General features: G+C 31.8%; 24 protein-coding genes and 1 pseudogene. 15 read left to right on the forward strand and 10 right to left on the reverse strand.

The window, feature by feature from the left end; translation table 11 throughout:
- Nucleotides 1-23 precede the first annotated feature (23 nt).
- The 10 genes and pseudogenes from rlmB to trxB all read left to right on the forward strand — a co-directional run bounded on the left by rlmB (nucleotide 24) and on the right by trxB (nucleotide 6,262).
- Nucleotides 24-707, forward strand: coding sequence for a 23S rRNA (guanosine(2251)-2'-O)-methyltransferase RlmB (gene rlmB / locus CPIN18021_RS00675; RefSeq protein WP_069636406.1), 684 nt, complete (start codon nucleotides 24-26; stop codon nucleotides 705-707).
- Nucleotides 700-1,758 carry a hypothetical protein gene (locus tag CPIN18021_RS00680; protein WP_078422730.1) on the forward strand — a complete coding sequence of 353 codons (1,059 nt, stop codon included), beginning with the start codon at nucleotides 700-702 and terminating at the stop codon, nucleotides 1,756-1,758. The genes rlmB and CPIN18021_RS00680 overlap by 8 nt, the downstream gene beginning before the upstream one ends.
- Entirely contained in the window at nucleotides 1,752-2,387 is a 636-nt protein-coding gene (locus CPIN18021_RS00685) for a hypothetical protein (RefSeq protein WP_078422731.1), read from the forward strand. Before CPIN18021_RS00680 ends, CPIN18021_RS00685 begins: the two co-directional genes overlap by 7 nt.
- 5 nt (nucleotides 2,388-2,392) lie before the next feature.
- Nucleotides 2,393-2,632: pseudogene (locus CPIN18021_RS09020) on the forward strand (alanine transaminase); the annotation flags it as partial.
- Nucleotides 2,633-2,648: 16 nt separating this feature from the next.
- Nucleotides 2,649-2,807: a hypothetical protein gene (locus CPIN18021_RS09025; RefSeq protein ID WP_226995970.1), complete on the forward strand. Its 159-nt coding sequence runs from the start codon at nucleotides 2,649-2,651 to the stop codon at nucleotides 2,805-2,807.
- 61 nt (nucleotides 2,808-2,868) lie between these two features.
- On the forward strand, nucleotides 2,869-4,140 hold the full coding sequence (locus CPIN18021_RS00695) for a homoserine dehydrogenase (protein ID WP_078424171.1): 1,272 nt from the start codon (nucleotides 2,869-2,871) through the stop codon (nucleotides 4,138-4,140).
- Entirely contained in the window at nucleotides 4,141-4,479 is a 339-nt protein-coding gene (locus tag CPIN18021_RS00700) for a YraN family protein (RefSeq protein WP_069636402.1), read from the forward strand.
- A 71-nt stretch (nucleotides 4,480-4,550) separates the two neighbouring features.
- Nucleotides 4,551-4,865, forward strand: coding sequence for a thioredoxin (gene trxA, locus CPIN18021_RS00705; protein WP_069632629.1), 315 nt, complete (start codon nucleotides 4,551-4,553; stop codon nucleotides 4,863-4,865).
- Nucleotides 4,865-5,308: a hypothetical protein gene (locus CPIN18021_RS00710; protein ID WP_078424172.1), complete on the forward strand. Its 444-nt coding sequence runs from the start codon at nucleotides 4,865-4,867 to the stop codon at nucleotides 5,306-5,308. Before trxA ends, CPIN18021_RS00710 begins: the two co-directional genes overlap by 1 nt.
- A gap of 15 nt (nucleotides 5,309-5,323) precedes the next feature.
- Nucleotides 5,324-6,262, forward strand: coding sequence for a thioredoxin-disulfide reductase (trxB, locus tag CPIN18021_RS00715; RefSeq protein ID WP_078422735.1), 939 nt, complete (start codon nucleotides 5,324-5,326; stop codon nucleotides 6,260-6,262).
- Between the two features lie 45 nt (nucleotides 6,263-6,307).
- On the opposite strand, the gene accA is transcribed toward trxB, so the two are convergent.
- From accA to gpmI, 5 genes are all read right to left on the reverse strand, one after another.
- Nucleotides 6,308-7,243 carry an acetyl-CoA carboxylase carboxyl transferase subunit alpha gene (accA, locus tag CPIN18021_RS00720; protein WP_069632632.1) on the reverse strand — a complete coding sequence of 312 codons (936 nt, stop codon included), beginning with the start codon at nucleotides 7,241-7,243 and terminating at the stop codon, nucleotides 6,308-6,310.
- A 14-nt stretch (nucleotides 7,244-7,257) separates the two neighbouring features.
- Nucleotides 7,258-8,475, reverse strand: coding sequence for a beta-ketoacyl-ACP synthase II (locus CPIN18021_RS00725; RefSeq protein WP_069632633.1), 1,218 nt, complete (start codon nucleotides 8,473-8,475; stop codon nucleotides 7,258-7,260).
- Between the two features lie 27 nt (nucleotides 8,476-8,502).
- Complete coding sequence (gene acpP, locus CPIN18021_RS00730; protein ID WP_069632634.1) at nucleotides 8,503-8,736, reverse strand: acyl carrier protein; 234 nt, start codon at nucleotides 8,734-8,736, stop codon at nucleotides 8,503-8,505.
- Nucleotides 8,737-8,842: 106 nt separating this feature from the next.
- On the reverse strand, nucleotides 8,843-9,586 hold the full coding sequence (gene fabG, locus CPIN18021_RS00735; RefSeq protein ID WP_078422736.1) for a 3-oxoacyl-ACP reductase FabG: 744 nt from the start codon (nucleotides 9,584-9,586) through the stop codon (nucleotides 8,843-8,845).
- Nucleotides 9,587-9,603: 17 nt separating this feature from the next.
- On the reverse strand, nucleotides 9,604-11,070 hold the full coding sequence (gene gpmI / locus CPIN18021_RS00740; protein WP_078424173.1) for a 2,3-bisphosphoglycerate-independent phosphoglycerate mutase: 1,467 nt from the start codon (nucleotides 11,068-11,070) through the stop codon (nucleotides 9,604-9,606).
- Nucleotides 11,071-11,155: 85 nt separating this feature from the next.
- On the opposite strand from gpmI, the gene mraY reads away from it, so the two are divergent.
- Together mraY and murD are read left to right on the forward strand one after the other, a co-directional pair.
- Nucleotides 11,156-12,223 (forward strand): phospho-N-acetylmuramoyl-pentapeptide-transferase, encoded by a 1,068-nt coding sequence (gene mraY / locus CPIN18021_RS00745; protein WP_078422738.1) that lies wholly within the window; start codon nucleotides 11,156-11,158, stop codon nucleotides 12,221-12,223.
- Entirely contained in the window at nucleotides 12,223-13,425 is a 1,203-nt protein-coding gene (gene murD / locus CPIN18021_RS00750; protein ID WP_078424858.1) for a UDP-N-acetylmuramoyl-L-alanine--D-glutamate ligase, read from the forward strand. The genes mraY and murD overlap by 1 nt, the downstream gene beginning before the upstream one ends.
- Before the next feature lie 13 nt (nucleotides 13,426-13,438).
- Here the strand turns inward: murD and CPIN18021_RS00755 are convergent, their stop codons facing one another.
- The 3 genes from CPIN18021_RS00755 to CPIN18021_RS00765 are packed head-to-tail and all read right to left on the reverse strand — an operon-like array spanning nucleotide 13,439 to nucleotide 16,579.
- Complete coding sequence (locus tag CPIN18021_RS00755) at nucleotides 13,439-14,566, reverse strand: GDSL-type esterase/lipase family protein (protein ID WP_078424174.1); 1,128 nt, start codon at nucleotides 14,564-14,566, stop codon at nucleotides 13,439-13,441.
- Nucleotides 14,544-15,458: an SGNH/GDSL hydrolase family protein gene (locus tag CPIN18021_RS00760; RefSeq protein ID WP_157888027.1), complete on the reverse strand. Its 915-nt coding sequence runs from the start codon at nucleotides 15,456-15,458 to the stop codon at nucleotides 14,544-14,546. Before CPIN18021_RS00760 ends, CPIN18021_RS00755 begins: the two co-directional genes overlap by 23 nt.
- 53 nt (nucleotides 15,459-15,511) lie before the next feature.
- Nucleotides 15,512-16,579: an MBOAT family O-acyltransferase gene (locus tag CPIN18021_RS00765; protein ID WP_226995984.1), complete on the reverse strand. Its 1,068-nt coding sequence runs from the start codon at nucleotides 16,577-16,579 to the stop codon at nucleotides 15,512-15,514.
- Between the two features lie 510 nt (nucleotides 16,580-17,089).
- On the opposite strand from CPIN18021_RS00765, the gene aspS reads away from it, so the two are divergent.
- Both aspS and CPIN18021_RS00775 read left to right on the forward strand, forming a co-directional pair.
- Nucleotides 17,090-18,841: an aspartate--tRNA ligase gene (aspS, locus tag CPIN18021_RS00770; RefSeq protein ID WP_078424859.1), complete on the forward strand. Its 1,752-nt coding sequence runs from the start codon at nucleotides 17,090-17,092 to the stop codon at nucleotides 18,839-18,841.
- A gap of 16 nt (nucleotides 18,842-18,857) precedes the next feature.
- A complete protein-coding gene (locus CPIN18021_RS00775) occupies nucleotides 18,858-19,433 on the forward strand; it encodes an adenylate kinase (protein ID WP_078424177.1) in 576 nt (191 codons plus the stop codon).
- Nucleotides 19,434-19,531: 98 nt separating this feature from the next.
- Here the strand turns inward: CPIN18021_RS00775 and CPIN18021_RS09030 are convergent, their stop codons facing one another.
- On the reverse strand, nucleotides 19,532-19,744 hold the full coding sequence (locus tag CPIN18021_RS09030; RefSeq protein WP_226995985.1) for a methylated-DNA--[protein]-cysteine S-methyltransferase: 213 nt from the start codon (nucleotides 19,742-19,744) through the stop codon (nucleotides 19,532-19,534).
- A complete protein-coding gene (locus CPIN18021_RS09035; protein WP_226995986.1) occupies nucleotides 19,741-19,995 on the reverse strand; it encodes a hypothetical protein in 255 nt (84 codons plus the stop codon). The genes CPIN18021_RS09030 and CPIN18021_RS09035 overlap by 4 nt, the downstream gene beginning before the upstream one ends.
- 73 nt (nucleotides 19,996-20,068) lie before the next feature.
- Here CPIN18021_RS09035 and CPIN18021_RS00785 point away from each other — a divergent pair, with 73 nt between their 5' ends.
- The gene (locus CPIN18021_RS00785) at nucleotides 20,069-22,621 is read left to right on the forward strand and encodes a bifunctional aconitate hydratase 2/2-methylisocitrate dehydratase (protein ID WP_078424178.1); all 2,553 of its coding nucleotides are present in this window, start codon (nucleotides 20,069-20,071) and stop codon (nucleotides 22,619-22,621) included.
- Nucleotides 22,622-22,636: the final 15 nt, after the last annotated feature.

Genomic DNA, 22,636 nt, shown 5'->3' on the forward strand with positions numbered 1-22,636 from the left:
TCTTTTTGGATACTATATATACCATGATAATTTACGGAAAACAACTATTTTTACATATTTTACAAAGACATCCAAAAAAACTTGAAGAGGTCTATCTAGCAAAAGATTGCGATAAGGCTTTATTTTCTCGTATTTGTGGAACTGGTGCGATCATTAAGCGCGTTGATAACCAAAAGGCTCAGGCTTTGGCTCATGGAGGAAACCATCAAGGTCTTTTAGCTAAGGTTAGTGAGTTTGAATTTACTAATCTAAATGAGTTTAAAAAAATGAACTTTATAGTTTTGCTTTATGGTGTTAGCGATGTTGGCAATATAGGCGCGATACTTAGAACTGCTTACGGACTTGGTTGCGATGGTGTGATACTTGTGTCAAAAAGCATAAATATAGAAGGCGTGCTGCGTAGCAGTAGTGGTGCAGCATATGAGATACCTATAGCCTTGTGTGATGATGGACTTAGCCTTATAAACGAATTAAAACAAATTGGCTTTTTTGTATATTCTACTGATAGTAATGGCAAAGATGTAAGAAAGGCCGAGTTTAGTAAAGAAAAAAAAGTTCTTATTATGGGAAGTGAGGGCGAAGGAATACCTCAAAAAGTTATTAAAAAAAGTGATGAGTGTATAGGTATAAAATTAAAAAATAACTTTGATTCTTTAAATGTAAGTGCCTCTTTTGCGATAATTTGTGATAGGATTATAAATGAATGATTTAAATATTTTAAAAGATGTTGGATTGAAAGAAGTTTCAAGGAAAACTTATATAGGAAGAGAATTTCTAGAACATATAGTAAATAAAGACTATGAAAAGCTAACTCATGTAAATGTCAATGGTTATATAAAAATTTTACAGCGTGAATATGGCATTGATCTTAGTGAGTGGATACAAGAGTATGAACAGTATTGTAAAGACAATAAAATAAATGAAGCCTTAAGAACAAAGGTTGACCCAAAGCTTAAATCATATACAGGTAGTGGTGTTGGTACAAATAATGTATCGGGTAGCTCTCTTGGGTGGCTCTTATGGCTTTTGATATTTATTGTTTTTATTGTGGCTTCCTATTTTTTAGACGCATACAAATATATAGAGTCTTTGCCTGATATTTTTGAGGATAAAAATAGAAGTGTCGTTTATTCTGATTCTAGTGTAGTGCAAGAGGTCTCTAAAAATATTAGTGTTACACAAGAAAATGTAAATATACCAGCTACAAATAAAAACAAAGAACAAAACATTAGTGTAGAAATTTCATTTGAACAACAAAATACGAAAGCTTTAAATGATATATCTTCTAATAGTACTGATAATAATTTAAGCAAAGAAGAGTTTGAAGATAATTTAAATCCAGAAGAAGTATTATCTAAAACTGATATGGCAACAGAAGAAATCAAAAACGAAAGCGATTTAAATGCTACGTTGGTATCTGAAACAAATGAAGATGGGCTAAAAAAAGAATACGAGATGGGAACTTTTCTTGCTAAAGGAAAAAATGGTTATATTGTTCCAAAAAGTAAAGTTTGGATAGGCGTTATTGACCTAAAAAATAAAACCAAAAAATCATCTACTGTATCTGAAAGATATGACTTGGATTTAACCGGAGAAAAACTAATAGTTTGCGGAAATGGAAATATTGCAATACATATTGATGATGAGCAAAAAACTTTTGATCCAGGTCGTGCTGCAAGATTTTTAATAAAAGATGGTGATATTAGATTTTTGACATATGATGAGTTTTTGAGCTTAAATGGCGGTAAATCGTGGTAAAAATTATTGCTTATTTAGCAATATGTATAAATATAATAATAGCAGATAGCTATATTAATTTAAATTTTACTACTGATAGTAATGTTTCTTCATCAATACTTGTAAAGAGTATAAATCAAAGCTTGGATGATATTAACTCTAGAGTTTTTAAGATAAATAAGTTTTCAAATAAAAATCCATTCATCTACTCTGTAAGTGTTTGGAGAGATTATTCTGTGAATTTAAATGATATAAGGGGTGAGTTTTTAAAACATGGAATTGAAATTTTAAAAACTGAAATTTCTTTAAATGCTATAAATTTTACACTCAAAGTAGATAATTTGCATATGCAATTAAACGATATTGATTTTGAAAATGAAGTTTTTATCCAAAGAGGCAAATCTAATTATCTTATAAATTTACATGGTGCTTCAAAAGTGTTTATATACCCACAGGAAAAAAGCCAGTGGCTAGCACTTATTAGGATTTATGATAAGGATTTGAAATATATTACAACCATACAAGAAACAAAACCAGTTTCTGAAGTTACGTTTGATATTTTTGATGATTATTATTATGCTCTTGTTGGCGATAGTGTTGATGTAAGCAATATAAAAGGTGGGCTGATTTTAAAATTTATTAAGGAGTAGGCTTTATGTTTGATGAGATTCGTTTCAATACAATTGAACGACTTCCAAATTATATTTTTGCTGAAGCTAATGCTATAAAAATGGCCGCAATAAGAAATGGTCAGGATATTATAGATTTTTTTATTGGAAATCCTAAAAGTAGAACTCTTCAACATATCGTAGATAAATTTTGCGAAAAAATAAATCAAGACAAAACTCATAGCTATTCGGTTTTGGTTGGAATTTATAAATTAAAATTAGCAATAAAGTTTTTATGAGAGATTGGTTGCTCTGTCAAAACAAGAGAGATTTTATATCATATCCGATATAGCGACTTTTGATAGATATAAAACACCAATTTTGACAAATGGCTGTGTTGCTGTAAGCCCCAGAGTTGGTTTTGGTAAAGTTGGTGGCAGCTATCTAAAAATAGCTTTATAGAAAATGAAAATATAATAAGACAAGTAGTAAGAAATATAAAAAAATATTTAAAAGAGTTTGAATGAATATAGCAGTTTTAGGTGTAGGAACAGTTGGGGAACAGGTTGTAAAGATATTACAAGAGCATAAAGATCTTATATTTGCAAGATCTGGCAAAGAGATAAATCCTGTTGTTGGAGTTGTAAAAAATTTAGAAAAAAACAGAGATGTAAATATAGAGCTTACTGATGATTTGGACTCTGTTTTAAACAGAACGGATATAGATGTTTATGTTGAGCTTATGGGTGGCATAGATAAATCATACGAAGTTGTAAAATATGCTTTGCAAAATAAAAAAGCTGTAGTTACAGCAAATAAAGCGCTTTTAGCTTATTATAGGTATGAGCTTCAAAAGATAGCTGGTGAAACTCCTTTTGGCTTTGAAGCTAGTGTCGCTGGTGCTATACCTATTATAAAATCTTTAAGAGAAGGTCTTAGTGCAAATAATATATGCTCTATAGAGGGCATAATGAACGGAACTAGCAACTATATCCTTACATCTATGATGAAAGGCGATACTGATTTTGCTGAGGCTCTTAAAAAAGCTCAAGAGCTTGGTTATGCAGAGGCTGATCCGACATTTGATATAGGTGGTTTTGATGCAGCACATAAGCTTTTAATACTTGCAAGTATAGCTTATGGTATCGATGCTAAACCAGAGGATATTTTGATAGAGGGAATTGACCGCATAAATAGAGCAGATATATTTTTTGTTAATGATTTTGAATACACGATAAAACTTTTAGGGATAGCGAAAAAAGTTGGAAACAAGGTAGAATTGAGAGTTCATCCTACGCTAATACCAAAAAATAAAATGTTAGCAAAAGTTGATGGTGTAATGAATGCTATAAGTGTTATAAGTGATTGTGCTGGAGAGAGTATGCTTTATGGTGCTGGAGCTGGTGGAAAAGCCACAGCAAGTGCTGTTATAAGTGATTTGATAGATATAGCCAGAGGCACAAATTTGCCTATGTTAGGATATAAAGAGCCACAAAAAGCAGGTAACTTTGAACTTTTACAAAAAGATCAGATACAAACAAAGTATTATTTTAGGCTTGAAGTTGAAGATAAAGTAGGTGTTTTAGCAACCATAACTAATATTATGAGTCAAAATAATCTATCAGTAGATAGCTTTTTGCAAAAACCGCATTTGATTTCAGATGATGATAATATGGCAACGCTATTTTTTATAACTCATACTAGTTATGAATCTGATGTAAATAATTTTATAGATTTAGTAAAAAAAGAAAGTTTTATAAAAGCCGAACCTTTTATGATGAGAATAGAGGAGTAGTTGGGACTAAAAGAGTATCTTTTTGGAAAAACAAGCGAAGATAAGGCTTGTGAATACCTGAAAGGCTTAGGGTTTAAAATTTTAGAAAGAAATTTTCATTCGAAATTTGGTGAGATAGACATAATTGCCATAGATGAAAATTCTATAGTTTCTTTTGTTGAGGTAAAGGCTAGTGAAAAATATGATGCTGCATTTAGACTAACAAAGGGAAAAATGGATAAAATTATAAAAACAATAAATTATTATTTGATGATAAATAAACTTGAGTATGATTTTGAGATAAGTTTTATTATTATTAATGGAGGTGAAATCAAATTAATAAGAAATATTAGTTTATAAAAATTATTATTTATATAAGATTTAAAATTTTTTGTGTATAATGGTGTTAAAATTATTTTAAGGAGATAAAAATGGGAAAATACATAGAACTTACATCAGAGAATTTTGATGTTGCAAAAGAGGGAGTTGCTTTGGTTGATTTTTGGGCACCTTGGTGTGGACCTTGCAGAATGTTAGCTCCTGTTATAGATGAATTGGCTGAGGAGTTTGATGGAAAAGCAAAAATTTGCAAGGTTAATACCGATGAAGTTCAAGAACTTGCTGTTGAGTATGGCATAAGATCAATCCCTACAATACTATTTTTTAAAGATGGCGAAGTTGTTGAGCAAATGGTAGGTGCTCAGTCAAAACAAGCTCTTGTAAGTAAGTTAAACTCACTTCTTTAATGAAAAAAACAAATAGAGGAAATCTTTTTCCTCTAACATATGTTTTTGCTTCGTTTTTTGGTGCTGCCATGATTGCTGGTGTGTTTGCATACAACAATTATCGTTTTTCACAATATAAATTTATTGATTTTTCTGAATTGCTTTTTTATGAACAAGGAGATATATTTGTTCCAAACAATGATGAATATATGCTTGTTGTTTACAGTTCAAATCAGTCAAATTTTTCAAAATTTGAAAACAATTTAAATATCAAAACCATAGCGATTGATATAATGCAAAAAAAACGTGAAAACAAATCAAATATAAGTTATATAAGCTCTGATATAAACACTATTTTAAAACTTTTAAATACATTCAATATCACAAGTATTCCAAGTAGCGTTAAGATAGTTCATCAAAAAAATCAGATTTATAAACAAGACTCAAAAATAAATAAAATTTAATCAAAGGAAATAAATATGCTTGATTTAGCTATTATAGGTGGTGGTCCAGCTGGTCTTAGTGCGGGGCTTTATGCAACTCGAGGCGGACTTAAAAATGTTGTAATGTTTGAAAAAGGTGAACCAGGTGGTCAAATAACATCTAGTTCTGAGATAGAAAACTATCCTGGACAAAAAAAACCTGGTGAGAGTGGTTTTGAGTTTATGAGTACATGGTTGGAACAATGTAGCCACTTTGGTCTAGTTAATAAATGGGCCAATGTTACTCAAGTTGTTCAAAATGAAGATAAAACTTTTACTATAAAATTAGATAATGGAGAAAGCGAATTAGCAAAAGCTGTAATAGTTTGCACTGGTTCAACTCCTCGTAGAGCTGGTTTTGAAGGCGAAAATAAATTCTTTGGTAGAGGCGTAAGCACCTGTGCTACTTGCGATGGATTTTTCTATAAAGATAAAGAGGTAGCTGTTTTAGGTGGTGGAGATACTGCTATTGAAGAGGCTTTATATTTATCAAATATTTGTTCAAAAGTTTATGTTGTTCATAGACGTGATGAGTTTAGAGCAGCTCCTATAACAGTTGAAAAAGCCAAGAAAAATGAAAAGATAGAGTTTATAACAAATGCAACAATCAAAGAAGCATATGGTGATAATACCGGCTTAAATGGTATTGTTTTAAATACTCCTGATGGCGAAAAAGAGCTTGAAGTTCCTGGTATATTTACATTTGTTGGTCTTAATGTGAATAATGAGATTTTAAAGCAAGATGATGGAAGTTTTATATGCAAAATGGATCAAAACGGACAAGTTGAAGTTGATTTAAAAATGAAAACAAGTGTAGATGGTCTTTTTGCTGCCGGTGATTTAAGAACTCAAGCCCCAAAACAAGTTGTTTCTGCTGCTGCTGATGGTGCGGTTGCTGCACTTAGTGTTTTAAGCTATATAGAGAGCTTGCATTAAGATTTAAATTTTAATAGCCGGGTTTGGGATTTAAAATCCGGCTTTTTATTCTTCGTATGCACCTATGGATAAAATTTTATCCATTCTAATTTTAACTAGTTCATCTTTATCTATCTTGCTTAATTCTTCTAATTGATTTAAGAAATAGTTTCCTAGCTCTTTTGCGGCATCTACTTTGTTTCTGTGTGCTCCATTGATAGGTTCATTGATGACATCATCAATAAGATTTAGTTTTTTTAAATCATCGGCTGTTATTTTCATGGCTTTTGTTGCTTGTTCTTGTTTGCTAGGATCGTTCCATAAGATAGCAGCACATCCCTCTGGAGATATTACCGAAAATATAGAGTTTTTCATCATTGCAAGTTTATCAGCAACTCCTATAGCTAAAGCTCCACCGCTTCCGCCTTCTCCTATAACTACAGCTATGGTTATGGTTTTTAAATTTGCAAACTCAAAAAGATTTTTAGCTATTGCTTCGCTTTGACCGCGTTCTTCTGCCCCTATTCCAGGATAGGCACCTGGTGTGTCTATTAGGAACAGTATAGGTAGATTAAACTTTTCTGCCATTTTAGCAACTCTTAAAGCTTTTCTGTAACCTTCAGGATTTGGCATACCAAAGTTTCTTTTTAATTTATTCTTTGTGCCTCTGCCTTTTTGTTCGCCTATAACAACGACTTTTTTACCACTTAAATATCCTATAAAACAAACTATTGCGGGATCATCACGAAATGCTCTATCTCCATGAATTTCATAATAATCAGATAGCAATAATCTCACATAGTCTATAGCGTATGGTCTGTCTGGATGTCTTGCAAGTTGCAAACGTTGATATTCATTTAAATTCTTATAAACTTTTGCAACTTCTTTTTCTAAGTTTTTATTTAAAATTTCAACGGCATGTTCATCGCCGCGTATTTTGGCTGTAGCGATATCATCATCTATTTGTTTGATATTTTTTTCAAAATCTAAATAGCTTGACATTGCTAAATCCTTTTTTAATCTAGTTTTTTAAATATAATAGAACCATTTGTGCCGCCAAAACCGAAAGAGTTACTCATAACAACTTTTAAGTCAGCTTTTCTAGCTACATTTGGAACATAGTCAAGATCACAATCAGGATCTTTTGTTGTTTGGTTTATAGTTGGAGGTATAATGCTATCTCTTATCGCCATGATTGATATAACAGCCTCTATAGCACCTGCTCCACCTAAACAATGTCCAGTTTGCCCTTTAGTTGAGGTTACAGGAGGACATTTATCTTTAAATACCTCTTTTAACGCAGCTGTTTCATTTTTGTCATTAACTGGTGTTGATGTTCCGTGAGCATTTACGTAATCAATCTTTATCTCTTCTCCAGCCATTTGTATAGCTTGTCTCATAGCATTTACAGGACCTTCAAGAGATGGAGCTGTTATGTGGTGTGCATCACCGCTTTCTCCAAAACCAACTATTTCAGCATATATTTTTGCACCTCTAGCCTTAGCACTTTCAAGCTCTTCTAAAACTAAAGCACCAGCACCTTCTCCTATTATAAATCCATCTCTGTCTGCATCAAATGGTCTTGATGCAAGTTCTGGCTCATCATTTCTTGTTGATAGCGCTTTCATAGCTGCAAATCCGCCAACTCCAGCACCGCATATGGTTGCCTCAGAGCCAATTGCCAACATTTGCTTCGCTTGTCCAAGCATTATGCACTTAGCAGCATGTGTTATAGCATGTGTGCCTGCTGCACAAGCTGTAACGCTAGATAGATTTGGTCCTTTAAGACCGTGATTGATAGAAACTATACCACCTAGCATATTAACAAGAGATGATGGGATAAAAAATGGTGAAATTTTTCTTGAACCCTTTTCTTCAAGGGTTACTGAGTTTTTTTGAATATTTGGCAATCCGCCTATTCCAGATGCTGAACTAACACCAAATCTAGTGGTGTCAAATCCTTCATCAAAATTTGCATCTTGCATTGCTTCTTTTGACGCTTTTATCCCAAGTTGTATGAAGCGATCCATTTTTTTTACTTCCTTTGCGTCAATCACACTTGTTGGCTCAAAGTCTGTTATTTCAGCTGCTATTTGGACAGGAAAGTCACTAGCATCAAACGATGTTATCTTTTTTACACCAGTTTTTCCATCACAAATAGCCTTAAAAGAGCTTTCTTTATCAAGACCTAGTGAAGTTATCATTCCAATACCTGTTACTACAACTCGCTTCAATACTTCTCCTTTAATTTTTTGATTTTATTACTTTCCTAGTTTTTCAATGTAAGTAACAACATCAGAAATACTTATAAGCTTTTCAGCTTCACTATCAGGTATTTCAACTTCAAATTTCTCTTCAAGAGCCATTACTAATTCAACTACATCAAGAGAGTCTGCACCAAGGTCTTCTATTATTTTAGATTCCAATTTAACAGCATCAGGCTCAACGCTCAGTTGCTCCACTACAACATCTCTAACATCTTCAAAAATTGCCATTTGTTTTTTCTCCTTATATAAAAATGGGTATTATTTTATAATATATAAGCTTTTGTTTATTTTAAATTGCGGATTAGCAACAAAAAATCAACATTATATTTTAGACTTATACGTATAAGCCACCATTTACTTTTAATACTTCACCGGTTGTATAGCTTGAATAATCACTTAGTAAAAATGCTACAGCATTAGCAACTTCTTCTGGATTTCCAAGTCTTTTAAGCGGTATGCTATCAACATACGCTTTTTTAATCTCTTCGCTTAAAACAGCCGTCATTTCAGTTTGTATAAATCCAGGAGTTATGCAATTAAATCTAACATTTCTACTAGCACCTTCTTTTGCAAAACTTTTTGTCATAGCTATCATTCCGCCCTTGCTAGCTGAGTAATTAACTTGTCCAGCGTTACCAGTTTCTCCAACTATTGAAGCTATATTTACTACTGAACCAAATCTTTTTTTACTCATTACTTTCAAAGCTTCTCTTGAGCCTATAAATGCTGATGTTAAGTTTGCATCTATTATGCTTGTAAACTCTTCTGTTTTCATTCTAAGGGCAAGTTTATCATTTGTGATACCAGCATTATTCACCAAATAGCTTAGCTCGCCATCGCTATCAATGATTAAATTTATACCTTTTATAAACTCATCTTCATCTGTTACATCAAATTTAATAACCGCTGCTTGTCCGCCATCTTTGTTTATCTCATTCATTAGCTCATCGGCAAGTTCTGGTTTTGAACGATAATTTATCCAAACTTTTAAACCCATTTTAGCTAAAACTCTTGCTATATCAGCGCCTATTCCACGACTAGCACCTGTTATAAGAACATTTTTTCCACTAAATTTCATATTTCTCCTTTTAAAAATTAAAATAACGCTTCATTCATTTCATCTGGTATTTTTAACCCCATCAGCTTTAAGACACTAGGGGCTATATTGCTTAATCCAAGATTTTGTTTTAATATTTTAACATCTTTTGCTATAACAAAGCAAAACACATCAAATGTGGTATGATTTGTAAGCATTTCTCCATTTTTATCACGCATCTCTTCACAGTTTCCATGATCGCTTGTTTGTATGTATGCATAGTCTTTTTGTTTTGCTTTGTCTATAATCTTTCCAAGACATTCATCTATGGCTTCTACTGACTTAACGGCTGCTTCGTAATTTCCTGTATGTCCTACCATATCGCCATTTGCAAAATTTACAACTATAAAATCAAACTCATTATCCATAGCATTTAAAACAGCATCGCATACCTCATATGCACTCATCTCTGGTTTTTCATCGTATGTTTTTACTTTCGGGCTAGGGACTAAGATCCTGGTTTCATTTTTAACCATATCTTCCACACCACCATTAAAAAAGAACGTTACGTGTGCATATTTTTCTGTTTCTGCTGTGTGAAATTGTCTTAATCCAGCATCTGCTATAACCTCAGATAGTGTATTTTTTAAAATTTCTTTTTTTATTAGTGTTGGAAAGCCAAACTTTGAATCATACTCTGTCATTGTTATAATATTTTTGATGATAAAATCTCTTTGAAATTCTTTAAAGTCCTTACAACCAAAAGTGGCAACAAGTTCTTTCATTCTGTCATTTCTGAAATTTATAAAAATTACACCATCTTCTTGTTTGATTCCATCAAATTCATTAAATGTAGCCGGTGTTATAAACTCATCAAACTCATTTTCATTATATCTTTGTTTTATGTATTCACTTGGCTTTATTTTAAGTGGTTTTAGTTTTGCAAAATATGCATCGTATGCTAATTTTACTCTTTCAAATCTATTGTCTCTATCCATAGTGTAAAATCTACCACTTATACTTGCTATATTCATTTTATTTTCGGCATTTTTTACAAAATCAAAAGCACTTTTTGGCGATACATCTCTACCATCTGTAATTATGTGTGCGAAGGTATTGCAGCCATTTTGTTTTGCTAGGTTATATATGTTATTAAAGTGATCCAAGTGTGAATGAACCCCACCATCTGAATATAATCCTATTATATGTATGTTTTTGCATTTTTTAAACATATCGTTAAGGTCGGTATTTTGTTCGAATTCTTTATTTTTTATTGCCAGGTCTATTTTTACTAGATTTTGATATATTATCCTACCGCTTCCTATGCTCATATGCCCCACTTCGGAGTTTCCCATCTGACCTTGTGGAAGACCTACAGCAAGTCCTGATGTTTTTATCAGAGTATTTGCGGTATTTTTAAACAGCCAATCAAATGTTGGTTTTTTTGCGGCACTAAATGCATTAAAATTGTTATCAGAATTAAAACCTATGCCATCAGTTATAACAAGTATGGTTTTTTGTCCCATTATAGGCTCCTAAAAGCTTTTAAATTTATATTTATTTTAGTGGCATTATACTAAAATTACCCTTTTTTAAAATAAAGGCTATAATTTGTTTTACTATCTATATGAATGTATAAATTTAAATTTCTTTCAGTATTTGACTGTTCGTTCAGGCATTGCTTTTTTTATATCTTTTTTGCTAACTATTATTATTATGCCAAAATTTATAGCTTGGGCTATTGCCAAAAATGCAAATCAACCCATCTATGAATTAGCTCCACAAACACATCAACAAAAGAGCAATATACCTACAATGGGAGGTGTGGTTTTTGTATTTACCGCAGTTATTGCAACCCTGCTTTGTGCTAGGCTAAATAATGCTTTTGTTATTATTTCATTGATGAGTTTAGTAGGTTTTTGTGCGATAGGTTTTTTTGATGATTTTTCCAAGATAGTGGGCAAAAAAAATCATGCTGGTATCACTCCAAAAACAAAGATGGCTTTACTTTTATCACTATCTTTGATCTTATGTGCTTGTTTATATTATTTTACTGATATTGGAGGAGATTTTTATCTTCCATTTTATAAATTTCCTATTTTTAATATGGGTATTTTTAGTATATTGTTTTGGGTTTTGGTGCTTGTTTCAACTTCAAATTCTGTAAATCTCACAGATGGACTCGATGGTTTAGCTACTGTTCCCAGTATATTTTCTTTGATAACTCTTGGCATATTTGCTTATCTGAGCGGGCATTCGGTTTTTAGTTCATATCTATTTTTGCCAAAAATTGCTAATTTGGGAGAGGTTATAATAGTTGCTTCTGCTTTGATAGGTGCCTTAATGGGATTTTTGTGGTATAACTGCTATCCTGCTCAGGTGTTTATGGGCGATAGTGGTAGCCTTAGCATAGGTGGATTTATAGGTATGATGGGCGTTATGAGTAAAAATGAGGTATTGCTTATACTTATTGGATTTGTTTTTGTTGTGGAGACAATGAGTGTAATTTTGCAAACTACGAGCTATAAATACCGCAATAAAAAGAGAATATTTTTAATGGCACCAATCCATCATCATTTTGAGATGAAAGGCTGGGCTGAAAATAAGATAATAATTCGTTTTTGGATTATAGCTCTTTTATCAAATTTAATAGCTTTGATAGCTTTAAAGTTAAGATAATGAAAAAAAGTATTTTTGGTTATGCAAACACAACAAAAGCGATTGCAAAGAGTGGTGGATGGGATATTTATGATGATAAATTTACTAGCGTTTCAAAGGATGAGTTTGGCAATTCACTCTTTCCTTCAAGCATGTTTGATGAGACAAAAAGCTCTTTTGAAATAACAACACCTGGCATATCTCCGAACAATCATCTCATAAAAAAGGCAAAAAATTTAATAAGTGAATATGACTATTTTTATGATGATATGCCTTTTAATGTTTGGATTAGTGGGACTAATGGAAAGACTACAACCACAAAAATGACACAGCATTTACTTCAAAGCCTTGGTTCTGTTATGGGTGGAAATGTTGGCGTTGCTTTAGGGGATTTAGATAAAAATGCAAAAATTTGGATACTTGAAACAAGCTCTTTTACTATACACTATACAAATAAGGCCAGACCAGATATTTATATCCTTTTGCCAATCACTCCCGATCATCTATCTTGGCATGGAAGTTTAAAAGAATATGAAGATGCAAAGCTAAAACCACTTAGTATGATGAGCGAAAACTCAGTAGCCATACTTCCTAAAAAATATGCAAATACAAAGACCTTAGCTCATGTTGTTTGCTATGAAAATGAGGCTGATTTGGCTGATTTTTGTAAGGTAAAATTGGATGACATAAACTTTAAACCGCCTTTTTTACTTGATGCTTTGCTTGCACTTTGTGTGCAAAAAATATTGATTGATTTTTCAGATGTAGAGCTTTTAAATAGGTTTGTTATAGAGCCAAATAAGCTAGAAGAGATTGTTGATAATAAAGGTAGAATTTGGGTAAACGACACAAAGGCTACAAATATAGATGCTTGTATCCAAGCCGTTAAGAGATATGAAGAGCATAAAATTCATCTTATACTTGGTGGTGATGATAAGGGTGTGGATATGAATCCTGTATTTAAGTTTCTAAAAGGTATGGATGTTGTTATTTATGCTATTGGTTCAAATACCAATAAACTTATAGAGTTATCTTCGCAGTTTGGACTTGAGTGCAAAAAATGTAACTTTTTACAAAACGCTGTAAAAGAGATAAATGAAAATTTAAAAGATGATGAGATAGCTTTATTGTCTCCAGCCGCGGCTAGCTTGGATCAGTTTAAAAGCTATGCACATCGTGGAGATGAATTTAAAAAATTTATTAAAGAATTAAATTTGTTATAGTAAGACTTCTTAGTTATCTGGTTATTATTTTTTTAAGCTCTCTTGCTATCTCTTTTCCTACTTTTATATATCCTTTTTGTGTTAGATGAACATCTTTTTTGGACAATCCTTGCTTTATCCATTTTCTTTTTGAACCGGTTAATTTCATAAATAAATCAATATCGTAAAAAAGGAATTTCTCTTCTTTTGCTACTTTTTTTATGATTTTTTGAACAGTTTTAAATTTTGGCTTTAGTGCTGTTGGCGGAGACAACATAAGTATTGTTGTGTTTGGTTGTGATTTTTTGATTAGGCTTATAAGCTGTTTTGTATTTTTATAGAAAATATTTTCATTTAAATTATTGTTAAATGAATCATTTGTCCCATATGCAACTATGATGATATCGTATCTAATCGAGCTTAAATCTCTAAAAAACGCCCCATTATTCCATTTTTGATATAAATTCATATGGGCTCCATTTAGCCCGCAAATATCTGCAAATTTTGCCCCATTTTTTTGATAAATTTTGTAACCACCTATCAATACATCTTTTTTTAATGCTGTGATTTCTATCGGAAAGATAAGTTCGAACTTTTTAGATTGCCAGCGATTATTTCCGCTATTTTGTATCTTAAAGCTTGTATTTTTTGTGTCTTTTATCTCTATCACATCGCCTTTTTGTTTGCTTTTGTATAAAATTTCAAATATCATTTTGTTATTTATTTTTTCATCTAGCGTGAGCTTTATATTTGCTTGATTGGTGCTTGATTTTGCAATGACTCCACAAAGTGGATAATCATTAAATTCATCAAATTGAGAGTTTATCATTTCAAAGTTGTTTGTTTTGTATTTTAGTAGTTTGTTTAAATGATATTTTGGTAGTGCCGGTAAACCAAATCCAATACTATTTTCTTTAAATAATGCATTTCTAAAAGCACTCGCTAAATCATCGGTTGCTATATGTGAATCGCCAAAAAATTTTATTGCAAATTTTGTATTTTGATTCATGCTTTTATATTTTTTAGATATATTATTTATGTTTTTATCACCAAAATCTATAAGTATATCTTGTTGTTTTATAGGGGTGTTTGGTGTGCTACAGCCATATAAAAATAGTAAAAATATTAGCGATATAAATTTATTGTTTAGAGCTATTTTCATCTATCTTGATCTTGCTAAAAATCGTTTTAGCTATTATTCTTCCACCTGCTATGCTTATATGAATACCATCATTTGCTCTTATTTTTACTGTTTCATTGTTATCATTTTTTAAATGTGTGGTATAAATTTCATTGGTGCAAATTATGTTTTTTACATCAAGGTAGGTTTCATCGTAATTTTTGCTTAAATTTGAAAATAAAACATTTAATGAGTTCATTTTTTCATTAAAATCATCTTTTTTCATACAAGGAACACCGAGCCATAAAACCTCAACATTATGTTTTTTAGCTATTTGATAAATTTCTGATATTCTATTTTTATAAAAATCATTCCATTCTTTTGTGTTAAATTCTCTATATCTTCCACGAATGCTTCGTCCCCATGAGTCATTTGCTCCAAATAATGCGATTAATAACTTAATTTTATTGTTATTTTCAAGAGCTATGGATGTTTTTTCTTCCCAGTTGTAATATTTTTTATTCACTAGGCCAGTGCTATGTTTGCTTATATCTATTATTTTTATGCCATTTTTTGCAAATAATTTTCTAGAACCAATTGCAATATTTTGCATTATAGAATCACCTATAAATAAAATTTCATCTCCAGCTTTTAATCTTATCTGTTTTGCTTTTTTTACTACGATTTTAGTTTTGTTTTGGTCATTTTTTTGTTTTTGATTTTTTTTGATTTCTTGTTTTATAATATTTGTTATTTTAATTGGCTCAGGAATATACTCTTCTTGTGGTTTATATTTTTCTTGTCCTGCGAATTTAAATTTCAAAAAGTCATAAAATTCTATGCCTTTGTTTGCAATTTTTATCTCTTTTAATTTTTTTATCCCAAAGTCGCTATTATATTTTTGTTCTAAATACATACTAAGCGGGTCTTGCATAAAAAAACATATTAGCAAAACAGAAAATATATAAACAAATAAAAACTTAAACATCAAAAACTCGAATATATAAAATCAGGTATACCATCTGGCATTATAGCAAATATAAATACAAAAAATATAGCTAAAACAAATGGTTTGAGTATAGTTGGAGTCGCCCTTAAAAATCCCCTTATAATATCTTTTAAATTCTTCAAAAAAGGATAGAATAAAAACAATACGCATAAAGCTACAAACAAAATTACATCATTTAGCATAATTTTGTTTTCATTGTTAAACATCAAATTCAAGATATTAAATGCTTCATCAAAATCATTTCTATCAAAAAATATCCAAGTTATACTAACAAATGTATATGTTATACACATTGAAAATAAAGGTAGTTTTTCTGATATGTTTATTTTTGCTTTTTGCAAAATGTTTAAAAACATAATTCCAAATCCATGAAGTAGTCCCCATATCAAGAAATTTATCCCAACCCCGTGCCAAATTCCAGATAAAGCAAATGCTATTATTAGATTTATCTGTGTTTCTAAAAATCCATTTTTGTTGCCACCTAAAGGTATATAGATATTTTCTTTAATGAAATTTGAAAGGCTTATATGCCACCTTTTCCAAAAATCTTTTAAATTTACAGCAATATGTGGCATATTGAAATTTATAGGAAGATAAAAACCTATTGATAAAGCCATAGCTGTTACTATGTCTACATATCCGCTAAAATCACAATACAACCATGCTCCATATAAATATACAGCTGTTATAATTTCTAAGGCATTAAAGCTATGCGGGTCTGAAAAAACAGCACTTACTTGTATATTTAGGTAGTTTGCAATAAGAGCTTTTTTGGTTATACCCAATATAACTAGTGTTATAATAAGGTCTATATTCTCAAATTTTCTTGTTTTACAAAATTGGGGTATCATAAAATTACTTTTTGCAATAGGACCAGCTAATAGTGTTGCAAAAAATGATAAGTAGCATGCAAGTGGTATAAACTCAGCAACTTCTTGTTCTTTTTTATATATTCCAACCAGATATGTTATAGATGAAAATGTATAAAATGATATACCTATTGGTAGCGCGATATCCAAATTTTTTGCTAAAAAATCAAATTTCAATAAAAATAGTAGACTTTTAAAATCAGAGTGGATAAAATCATAATATTTAAAAAAGCATAAAAATAGTATAGTAACTAATAGCCCTGAAAAAAGCGCATTTTTGTTTTCTCGGTATGCTATAAAAAGCCCAAAATAGGATATAAAACAAGTATGTAAAAGCACTATAAGAGTAAAGTATGGGCTAAATGAAAAAATTAGCATATAATTAAAAAACAATATAATATAGTTTTGTATTTTATAATTTTTGTAAAACATCCAATAAGTTACAAAAAACATTATAAAAATTAATGCAAATTCAATTGAAAAAAAAGTCATTTTTAAGCCAAATATTTATGTAAATTTAAAGTTAAGATTTTACAAAAAAAAATATAAATTTCTAATAAGTTTTTATCATCTTAAGTTTGATTTTTACTTGATTTTTAAAGTAAATTTAAATAAAATGATATATTTAAAATAATGAAAGGAGAGTTGCTGTTTGAAATTTCCAAACATAAGACAACTATAAAATTTATGAGAAGTCATTATTGCGCCGAACTTAACAAAGATGATATTGGAAAAGAGGTTACTCTTTGCGGTTGGGTAAATACCTATAGAGATCATGGTGGTGTTATATTTTTAGATCTTCGTGACAGAACAGGTTTGATACAACTTGTTTGCGATCCAACAGATAGTAAAGATGCTCATGAGGTAGCTTCAAGGGTTCGTGATGAGTATGTTTTAAAGATAAAGGGTAAGATAAGAGCAAGAGGCGAAGGACTTGTAAATCCTAAATTAAAAACAGGTGAAATAGAGGTTGTTGTTAGTGAGCTTGAGATAGAAAATCCAAGTGAAGCACTACCTTTTATGATAGGTGATGAAAATGTAAACGAGGATATAAGGTTAAAATATAGATTTTTAGACCTTAGAAATGAGCGTTTGCAAAATATATTCAAGCTTCGTTCAAAAGCCGCTATTGCTGCTAGAAATTCTTTGGATAAAATGGGCTTTACTGAGTTTGAAACACCAATTTTAACCCGTGCTACACCTGAAGGCGCAAGGGATTATTTGGTTCCTAGTCGTGTTTATCCGGGTCAGTTTTATGCACTTCCTCAAAGCCCTCAGCTTTTCAAGCAGCTTTTGATGTGTTCAGGTTTTGATAAATATTTTCAGATAGCAAAGTGTTTTAGAGATGAAGATTTAAGAGCTGACAGACAGCCTGAATTTACCCAAATAGATGTTGAGATGAGCTTTTGTGAACAAGAAGATATTATAAAAATGGCAGAAGAGATGCTAAAAGATATTTTCCAAGCTTGTGGTTATGATATCAAAACACCTTTTCGCCGCATGAGCTACAAAGAAGCTACTGAAAAATATGGCTCAGACAAGCCTGATTTGCGTTATGATTTGGCTATGGTTGATGTCGTTGATATATTTGAAAGATCTACAAATGAAATTTTTAGCTCAATCGCAAAAGATCCTAAGAGAAATCGCATAAAAGCACTTAAGGTTCCAAATGGCGACAATATTTTCAGCAAAAGAGAGATGAATAGATTTGAAGAGTTTGTTAGAAAATTTGGAGCACAAGGTCTTGGATATTTCCAAATGAAAGAAGAGGGTCTTAAAGGACCACTTTGTAAATTCTTTAGTGATGAAGATTTAAATGAAATTATCTCAAGATGTGATTTGAAAGTCGGTGATGTTGTATTCTTTGGTGCTGGACGTAAGAAAACCGTTCTTGATTATATGGGTAGATTTAGAATCTTCTTAGCAGAGCAAATGGGTATTATAGATCAAGATAAGATGGAATTTTTATGGGTTCTTGATTTCCCTATGTTTGAACAAAACGATGATGGCTCGTATTCAGCAATGCACCACCCATTCACAATGCCAAAAAATATAGATGAAGAAGATCTTGAAGATATACTTTCTATAGCTCACGATGTTGTTTTAAATGGCTTTGAGCTTGGCGGTGGTAGTGTTAGAATACATAAAAATGATGTTCAACAAAAAGTATTTAAATTGCTTGGAATTGAAGAGGAAGAGCAAAGAGAAAAATTTGGATTTTTACTAGATGCACTTAGTTTTGGAGCGCCACCACACGGGGGTATAGCTATAGGTTTTGATAGACTTATAATGCTTGCTACAAAATCAACAAGTATTCGTGATGTTATAGCTTTCCCAAAAACACAACGTGCTCAATGTCCTTTAACAAAAGCGCCTAGCGCACCGAGCAATGAACAAATGAGAGAGCTTGGACTACGTTTAAGAGAAAAAGAAAAATAATATTAAGGAAGAAGTTATGAAAAGTTTATTTTTAATTATTGGCGCACCTGGTAGCGGTAAGACAACTGACGCTGATTTGATTGCAAAAAATGATGAATCTTTTGCACATTTTTCAACAGGTGATCTGCTTCGTGCAGAGGTTGCAAGTGGTAGCGAACTCGGTAAGACAATAGATGGCTTTATATCAAAAGGAAATTTGGTTCCATTAGATGTTGTTGTAAATGCCATTATATCAGCTATAAAGGGTTCTGATAAGAAAAATATAATCATCGATGGTTACCCAAGAAGTGTAGAGCAAATGAATGAGCTTGATAAAGTTTTGGCTGCTCAAAACGAGATAGTTTTAAAAAGCGTTATAGAGGTTGATGTAAGCGAAGATGTAGCTAGAGAGCGTGTTCTTGGTCGTGCAAGAGGCGCTGATGATAATAATGAAGTATTTAACAACAGAATGAAAGTATATCTAGAGCCAATTACCGCAATAAGAGATTTTTATAAGAATAAAAATTTATTGCATGTTATAAATGGCGAAAGAACGATAGATGAAATCGTTTCCGATATGTCTGAATTTATTAAAAGAGTTTTAAGTAAGTAGGGATTTTTGGTTGTGCTTTGATTAAAAGCGCAACCAAGATTAGTTTTTAAGGCGAAGTCGTAATTTTTTGTTTTAAAGACTTATTTTTTGATGTAATACTATCTAAGTCTATATTTTTGTTCAATATTTAGTAAAAATTCTTTTGTTGTTATTCCATCTCCACCAGAGTATCCGCCAAGACTATTTACACCAACAACTCTATGACAGGGTATGATTATTGGTATTTTATTTGTTGCATTTGCATTTCCAACAGCACGAAATGCGTTCTTATGCCCTATATTTTGTGCTATTTGCTTGTAAGTTGCGGTCATGCCGTATGGTATTTTGCTATTTCATTGTATACTTTTATCTTAAAGTCAGTACCTTTTAAAAATATAGGTGTTGTAAAAGCTTCTAAATCCCCTTTAAAATATCTATAAATTTCATTAGCACAAAGGTTTAAAACATCATTTTTGCTCTGTGTATCCTTGTAATGTTTTACAAAATTTATCTCATGCACAGCTTGTTTGTCGGCTATAATTTTTAAAATACCAATAGGAGTTTTGATATAAATTTCGTCCATTTTTCCCTTAAATTTATTATAAATTTGATATTATGGTTAAATAATAATAAATTTAAATAAAAAGAGGCTTAAAATGAGTTTTTTTGATGATTATAATAAGCACAAACACGAACGCGAGTTATTAGGCATAGACCCTTTACCGCTTGATGAAAAACAGATAAATGATGTTATATCTTTACTAAAACAAAATCACGAAAAATCTCAAGATTTATTATTTTTGCTTAAAAATAGAGTTTTGCCCGGAGTTGATATTACATCAAAGATAAAAGCCGAGTTTTTAAATGAAATTTTAAATCACGACCTAAAAATAGCCTGTATAGATAAAGAAAAAGCTGTTAAAATGCTAGGCACTATGCTTGGGGGATACAATGTTGTTGTGCTTATAGCAACTCTTTTAAATAACGATGAAAAGCTTGCAAAATTGGCTTGTGATGAGCTAAAGCATACTATTTTTGTTCACGGATATTTTGATGAGATAGTAAGTTTGAGTAAGACAAATAAATACGCCCTTGAAGTTTTAAAATCTTGGGCAAATGCTGAGTGGTTTTTGTCAAAAGAAAAATTGCAAGATAGTATAAAAGCTGTTGTTTTTAAGGTTGATGGCGAGACAAATACAGATGATTTAAGCCCAGCAAGCGAAGCATTTACTCGTTCTGACATACCATTGCATGCAAATGCTATGCTTGTTAAAAAGGTTCCTGATTTTTTAGAACAAATATCCAAGCTTAAAGAGCTAAATTTACCTATAGTTTATGTTGGAGATGTTGTTGGAACCGGAAGTAGTAGAAAAAGCGGTATTAACTCTATTCAATGGCATTTTGGCAAAAATATAAATGGCATTCCAAATAAAAAAACAGGCGGTATTGTTATAGGGTCTAGCATTGCGCCTATATTTTTTAACACAGCAGAAGATAGCGGCGCTTTGCCTATTGTTGTAAATGTTGATAAATTAAATACTGGCGATGTGATAGAAATACTTCCTTATGAAGGTAAAATTTTAAAAAATGATAGTGTTGTTGCTGAGTTTTCGCTTGATCCTGTAAGTATTATTGATGAGTTTAGGGCAGGTGGACGAACTACTCTTATGATAGGAAAAAGTCTCTTTGAAAAATCAAGAAAAGTGCTTGGCATAGAAGAAGAAAGCGATATTTTTATCAAAATAAAAAACGAAAAACAAGATGATACCGGCTATACATTGGCACAAAAGATGGTTGGTAAAGCTTGTGGTGTTGAGGGTGTTAGAGCTGGGGAGTATTGTGAGCCAACTGTCTTGACTGTGGGTTCTCAGGATACTACCGGTCCTATGACAAGAGATGAGATAAAAGAGCTTGCTAGCTTGAGCTTTGGGGCTGATTTTGTTTTGCAAAGTTTTTGTCATACAGCCGCATATCCAAAACCTAGCGATGCCATCTTGCATAAGACTTTGCCATCTTTTATAAGTTCAAGAGGCGGTGTTAGTCTAAAGCCAGGTGATGGAGTTATACACTCTTGGTTAAACAGAATGGTTCTTCCTGATACCGTAGGGACAGGTGGCGATAGCCATACTCGCTTCCCAATAGGTATAAGTTTTCCTGCTGGTAGTGGTCTTGTTGCTTTTGCCTCTGTTTTGGGAATAATGCCGCTTAATATGCCAAAAAGTGTTTTGGTTCGTTTTTCTGGCTCTCTTCAAGAGGGTATAACTTTAAGGGATTTGGTAAATGCAATACCTTATTATGCGATAAAGCAAGGGTTACTTACGGTTGAGAAAAAAAATAAAAAAAATATTTTTGCCGGTAAGATTATAGAGATAGAAGGGCTTAATACACTAAAGGTAGAACAAGCTTTTGAACTTAGCGATGCTTCTGCTGAAAGAAGTGCGGCGGCTTGTGTTGTTGCGCTTGATAAAGAGCCTGTGATAGAATATATATCATCAAATATAGCACTTATTGATTCTATGATAAAATCAGGTTATCAAGATAAAGATACTCTAATGCGTCGCAAGCAAAAGATGCAAGAGTGGCTTGATAATCCCGAGCTTTTAAAAGCTGACGATGATGCAAAATATGAATGCGTGATTGATATAAATTTAGATGAATTAAAAGAGCCTATAGTTGCTTGTCCGAACGACCCTGATGATGTTGCGACTTTAAGCGAGGTTTTGGCTGATGAAAAAAGACCAAAAAATATAGATGAGGTTTTTGTTGGAAGTTGTATGACAAATATAGGTCATTATAGAGCTCTTGGTGAGATTTTAAAAGATATGGGTCAAATTCCTACAAGGCTTTGGGTTGTTCCACCTACTAAGATGGATAAGGATAAACTCACAGAGGAGGGGTATTACTCTATATTTGGTGCAAGTGGTGCTAGGATAGAAGTTCCTGGTTGCTCGCTTTGTATGGGAAATCAAGCAAGAGTTGCCGATGGCGCTGTTGTCTTTTCAACATCTACTAGAAATTTTGATAATAGAATGGGTATGGGAGCAAAAGTTTATCTTGGAAGTGCTGAATTAGCCGCCGTTTGTGCTATTTTGGGAAAAATTCCAAATAAAGATGAGTATTTACAAATCGTAAATAAAAAAATAAATGGCAAAGAAAAAGATGTTTATAGGTATCTAAATTTTGACCAGCTAAGCGATTTTATCGTTTAAATTTGTTAAAATAGA

The sequence above is a fragment of the Campylobacter pinnipediorum subsp. caledonicus genome, from assembly GCF_002022005.1.
Lineage (GTDB): Bacteria > Campylobacterota > Campylobacteria > Campylobacterales > Campylobacteraceae > Campylobacter_A > Campylobacter_A caledonicus.